Source organism: Faecalicatena faecalis (assembly GCF_012524165.2).
Lineage (GTDB): Bacteria > Bacillota > Clostridia > Lachnospirales > Lachnospiraceae > Faecalicatena_A > Faecalicatena_A faecalis.
In genome coordinates this window covers 1-2,634 of the sequence record NZ_JABACJ020000052.1, presented here as the reverse complement: position 1 = coordinate 2,634, position 2,634 = coordinate 1, and the positions used below count along the sequence as shown (strand labels likewise).

General features: G+C 43.5%; 3 protein-coding genes. All 3 read left to right on the top strand.

Features of this window, described 5'->3' with window-relative positions; genetic code table 11:
• Positions 1–75, top strand: a 75-nt coding sequence (locus HGO97_RS24595) for a DUF4368 domain-containing protein (RefSeq protein WP_216245721.1), incomplete at its 5' end; no start/stop codon positions are given.
• A 74-nt stretch (positions 76–149) separates the two neighbouring features.
• Positions 150–1,241 (top strand): helix-turn-helix transcriptional regulator, encoded by a 1,092-nt coding sequence (locus tag HGO97_RS23580; RefSeq protein WP_216245720.1) that lies wholly within the window; start codon positions 150–152, stop codon positions 1,239–1,241.
• A 10-nt stretch (positions 1,242–1,251) separates the two neighbouring features.
• Positions 1,252–2,475: a sugar ABC transporter substrate-binding protein gene (locus HGO97_RS23575; RefSeq protein WP_216245717.1), complete on the top strand. Its 1,224-nt coding sequence runs from the start codon at positions 1,252–1,254 to the stop codon at positions 2,473–2,475.
• Positions 2,476–2,634: the final 159 nt, after the last annotated feature.

The window sequence follows — 2,634 nt, the reverse complement described above, 5'->3', positions numbered from 1 at the left end:
GCAACAACGAATGAGGATAACGAAAGAATACAGGAAATTGAGATATATTACCGATTTATCGGAAAAGTTGAGTAATCAACAAGAGTAATATTTTTAACTAAGGGAAACCGGAGCTTCATATCAGGAATCTGATCTTTGGCGGGGACAAATTGCTGGAAAAAAACTTAAGTATCCTGGAGGATATCTGCGGTTTCCCACGAATAGGGGTATATGAATTGTTTGAGGGATATATCGGTTCTGCTGCGGCCTCGTACCGGGAGGAAATGGAACAATCTGTAGAGTCGTTAAAAAACAAGTATTGTGAACTAAAGATAAATTATATCTACATGGAAAACTTGCAGAAGGCTTATCTACTGGTACAGGGAAATAGGGACGAGGCTAGTCTAAAGACGTTTGAGAAGTCATTTTATAACAGAATGATTCTGACATATCAGAATAAGGAAGAGCGGGCAATCTGGACCAAAAAGCAGTTTCAAAGACTGGAAGAACTGAAAACGACGGTGCTGGAACTGGACAGGCTTCTTTCCTATGCTCTGGTGTTAAAAAACAGGGAATGGCTTACAGCAGAGGATGTAGAAGCATATCAGCCGGTCCCATTTGAATCTCCGGCAGAAATTTACAATCGTATCCGCAATGCAATCTGCCAGGGTGATAAGGAAGGGCTTAAGAAAGGCGGGGAGGCTTTCCTTATATACATGCAGCAGGGACATTTTGAGGTAGAAGATATCCGAAGGGCGTTCGTAAAGAGTTATTATCTGATCGGAGATACACTTCAAGAGATAGACCGCTCATTATATAATCATTTGAAAGCATCTAATCTCCTGCGTAATATTGAGTCAGCAGTGACTTGGCATGAATTAGAAAATGCATATAGGGATGTCATTCAAGTGATTACCGGGGCAAAAGTAAAGCGGGAGGATATCAGCAATTATATTATCAAACGAGCTATCAATTATATCCGCGAACACTACCAGGAGGGCATTACCCAGGAGGAGGTATCCCGGGAACTTGAAATTACCCCAGAATATTTGAGTACACTTTTCAACCGGGAGATGGGAATCAATTTTTCCACCTTTTTGAAGCAGTTCCGTATGAGTCATGCGAAGCGGCTCTTAAAAGGGACAGATATGAAAATCTATGAAATCGCAAAGGCGGCAGGCTATAGCGACCCGAAGTATTTCCAGCGGGTTTTTAAGGAGGAAATCGGAGTATCTCCGGGAGAATATCGACAGATGAACTAGGAGGAAAGATATGAAAAGGTTAAAAAATAAGGCTTGGGTTCTGTTCATCCTCTGTATTCTCTTGCTGTCGGGGGGCTGCGCTGCTAGTGAAGACAAGACAAAGAAGGATATGAAGCAGAGAGAGAAACTTCTGCTTTGGTCTTATTATGAGACGGATAATCAGAAGAATGCTATGGACGATTTGATGAAAGGCTTTAATGAGTCACAGGAGTCCTATCATCTGACATGGGAATATCACGGTCCGGTAACGGAGTTCAACAAGCGTCTGGCAATTGCGATTACCCAGGACCAGCTTCCAGATATGGTAATCATGGATAATCCAGATATTCCTTCCTATATCAAAATGGATAAGTTCGAGGATATTACGGAGGCTGTGGAAAGGATCGAAGACTTGGACCAGTACTTTCCAAGTGCGATGGAGTCGGTGGAGTACGGTGGCAGATATTACGGTTTTCCCTTCTGTTGTAATAATGTGGGATTGATCTACAATAAGGATGTTCTAAAAGAGTCTGGGGAATCTGTTCCAAAGACATGGGAGGAATTGGCACAGACTGCTAAAAAGCTGACCAGGCCGGGCCGGTATGGTTTTGCCATGTCGGCCATCGGAGGGGAGCAGGGGGCATTTCAGTTCACTAATTTTATGCTGTCGGCAGGGGATGATCTGGATCAGGCAGGAGGGGAAGGGACTCTGAAGGCGTTTACGTATATACAGGATATGGTGGAGCAGGGTATCATGTCTCGTGAATGTGTGAACTGGTCTCAGAATGATGTCGCAAGGAAATTTATTGCAGGAGAATGTGCCATGATGGAAAATGGTCCGTGGGTCTTTCCGGCATTGGATGAGGCAGGAGTGAATTATGGGATTGCAGTATTTCCATCTGACCAAAGGACGGTGGGTGTTATGGGAGGAGAAGATATTGCTGTTCTAAAGGGGAAAAATGTAGAGGGAAGCATTGCATTTTTGGAATACTATAGTCAGATTGATACCATGCTGAATATTAACTTAAGGGCGAATTCTCTTCCCCCCAGAAAGGATGTAGCGAAATTATTCTTAAAGGCCAAACCAGAATATCAGGTGATTCTATCTCAGATGGATACCTGCATATCCCGAACAGGATTTGAGGATTGGTCTAAGCTTTCAGAACTGCTGTCCAAGGGTCAGTATGAGATCATGACAGGTGAGAGCACTCCTCAGGAGGTCTGCGGGAAAATCAGACAGGAAATGAAAAACTAAAGGTGGAAAAAATTTGAACAGGGTGGAAATTCAGTTGAAGAATTTCCACCCTGTTTAATTATGGGTCGGATAGACCCTGTTGAGTACGTTGGAGTTTCTCAGCAGAGAAACGGAAACGTGCGAAATATAAACCACCCGCTATGCGGGTGCGCGACGTTT